The organism is Okeania sp., from assembly GCF_983059655.1.
Window position 1 is genome coordinate 1 of record NZ_CEZPJD010000950.1, and the last position, 2,731, is coordinate 2,731.

Below are 2,731 nucleotides of genomic sequence, written 5' to 3' on the forward strand. Positions count from 1 at the left end.
GGAATATCTCTAAAATTACCTCCAGCTTTTATCCTTTTCAATATTTCAATTGTTCGAGGTTGAATTTTTTGATGTTCATTATTATCCTGAACTTTTTCTACATTTTTAAGTGCTTCGCCAGCAGTTTTATAAGGATGTTTACGACCAAGACCATATTCTGGTTGAGGATGAATAAAATTAAAACCTGTATCCATTCTAATCCCTACTAAAATTACTCTTTCCCGAAATTGAGGTACTCCATAATCAGCAAATTTGTATAACTTAGGCTTGACTAAATAACCTGGAGATATACTTTCAAAATCTGATATTATTCGTTGAATTGCTTGATGTTTATTCGCACTTAATAAACCTTTGACATTTTCTGCTATAAATGCCTTTGGTTGTTTCCGTTTAACAAATTCTAAGAAGTAAGTATATAAATTGCCTCTCGTACCCTCTAAACCAGGACGCTTCCAAATCATTGAAAAATCTTGACAAGGAAACCCTCCCGTAATTAAATCTGCCTCTGGAACTCCATTAATATCTATGTTTTCAATTTGATTATGCTCGATAACATCAGCAATATTTTTCTTAAAAGTTTGACAGGCATAAAAATTAGAATCAACTGCCCAAACAACTTCAAATCCTGTGTGATGAAATGGTAAATCCATTCCTCCACAACCTGAGAATAAAGAGATAAGTTGTGGTGTTTTTTTCCAACTTATTTTATTGAGACGTTCAATCGACATTTAATTAAATAAATCAGCGTTTTTTTTGATTGTTTAAAATGTAGCATGATTTGACAATAAAAAACCAATATTTTGATGAAAAAAATATATCAAAAAACAAGTTATTTTCCCAATCGTAAACATTTCTAGACAAAATTACGAATTTAAGATATATTAATAAAGTTAAGACATAAAACAATAAAATACTAAAATTATAACGAGACTCACCAAAGTGAACTTTGGCAAGGAGATTAATTAATGAAAACCACTCAAGAACCACGGCAAAAACACAGCCGCTATAGAGGACTCACACAGCCTGAAGTTGAGGCAAATAGGCAAAAACACGGGTCTAATTTATTAACGCCACCCAAGCGATCGCCATGGTGGAAATTATGGTTAGAAAAGTTCGACGACCCAGTAATTAGGATTCTAATAATAGCTGCCGTTATTGCCATTACTGTCGGGATTTTTGAAGGTAATTATGTAGAAGGTTTAGGCATTATTGCTGCCATAATTCTGGCGACCTCTGTTGCTTTTTTAAATGAATATAAAGCTAGTAAAGAATTCGATATTCTCAATCAAGTAAGTGATGAAATTCCTATCGCAGTAATTAGAGATAATAAAGTTACAACTGTTCCGAAAAAAGACTTAGTAGTAGGCGATATTGTACTCATAGAAACAGGAGATGAAATACCAGCAGATGGTCAAGTATTAGAAGCAGTTTCCCTACAAGTTAATGAAGCTAGTTTAACGGGAGAAGCAATACCTGTTGCCAAAGTAGCAGATGTCAAATTATCCTCTAATGGTAATGCTGGTTGCGCTTATCCGCCAAACAAAGTATTGCGAGATACTGTAGTAAATGATGGACATGGAGTCATCGAAATTACAGCGGTTGGTGATGAGACAGAAATTGGTAAAACTGCTAGATGCGTTCTAGATATTACAGATGTAGACACGCCTCTAAATCTACAACTTGAACGTCTTAGTAACCTAATTGGTATTCTTGGTTTAGTCATAGCAGTCTTAATTGATATCGCCTTAGTAGTACGGGGTATTTTCACCGGAGAACTCGATCTCACCTCCGGACAATGGTACATTATCAGTATCCTGACCGTTAGCTTAACTGTTGCTCTGACTAGAGTCTGGTTGCCAATAATCGTAGATGGATTGGAATCAATAGGCAAAGAAATCGAACTACCAGAGTGGCTGGAAAATGATAGCGGGATAGCATGGGTAAAAAATATTTTGCTCGCTCTGGCAATATCTGGCATCGGTATCGGGGTAGGTTACTATTTAGAATTGGTTCCCACTTCTCCCAGTGACTGGATATCTGCAGATGTTGCTGTGAAATTTCTCACCTACTTTATGATTGCAGTTGCAGTTATAGTTGTGGCAGTACCCGAAGGACTAGCATTGAGCGTTACTCTCAGTCTAGCTTACAGTATGCAGAAAATGACTCAACAAAATAATCTGGTCCGCCGGATGCATGCTTGTGAAACCATTGGTGCTACAACAGTCATTTGTTCTGATAAAACAGGTACTTTGACTGAAAACAAAATGCAAGTCAGTGATGTGAATTTTCCTAGCTTAGACGACAAGACTCTCAAGGCTGACAACATTATAGTAGAAGCAATTTGTAGCAACAGTACAGCCAACTTAGAATACAAAAAAGGTGAAGAGTCTATTCCTCTAGGAGACCATACAGAAGGTGCTTTGCTGTTGTGGTTGGAGGAAAATAATATTGACTACATTGATAAACGAGATGATTTTGATATTGTCAGTCAGTTAACTTTTTCAGCAGACAGAAAGTACATGGCAACTATGGGAAATTCTTCCATAACAGAGGACAAAATACTCCATATTAAAGGTGCGCCAGAATTGCTGCTAGCGAGTTGTCATCAAATTTTGACTGCGGAGGGAGTTAAACCTTTTGCCGATTCTACAAGAGTATCTATTGCAGCAGAGTTAAATCAGTATGAAACTATTGGTAGACGGACTTTAGGATTTGCCTATATTCGAGACCC

General features: G+C 36.4%; 2 protein-coding genes. One reads left to right on the forward strand and one right to left on the reverse strand.

From position 1 onward, the window contains the following. Positions 1-728: DNA cytosine methyltransferase (locus AC3DU7_RS30545; RefSeq protein WP_488042992.1), on the reverse strand; the 728-nt coding region annotated here is incomplete at its 3' end. 237 nt (positions 729-965) lie between these two features. Between AC3DU7_RS30545 and AC3DU7_RS30550 the strand changes: the two genes are divergently transcribed. Beyond that, positions 966-2,731 (forward strand): HAD-IC family P-type ATPase (locus tag AC3DU7_RS30550; RefSeq protein WP_488042993.1); only part of this gene is annotated, 1,766 nt, incomplete at its 3' end.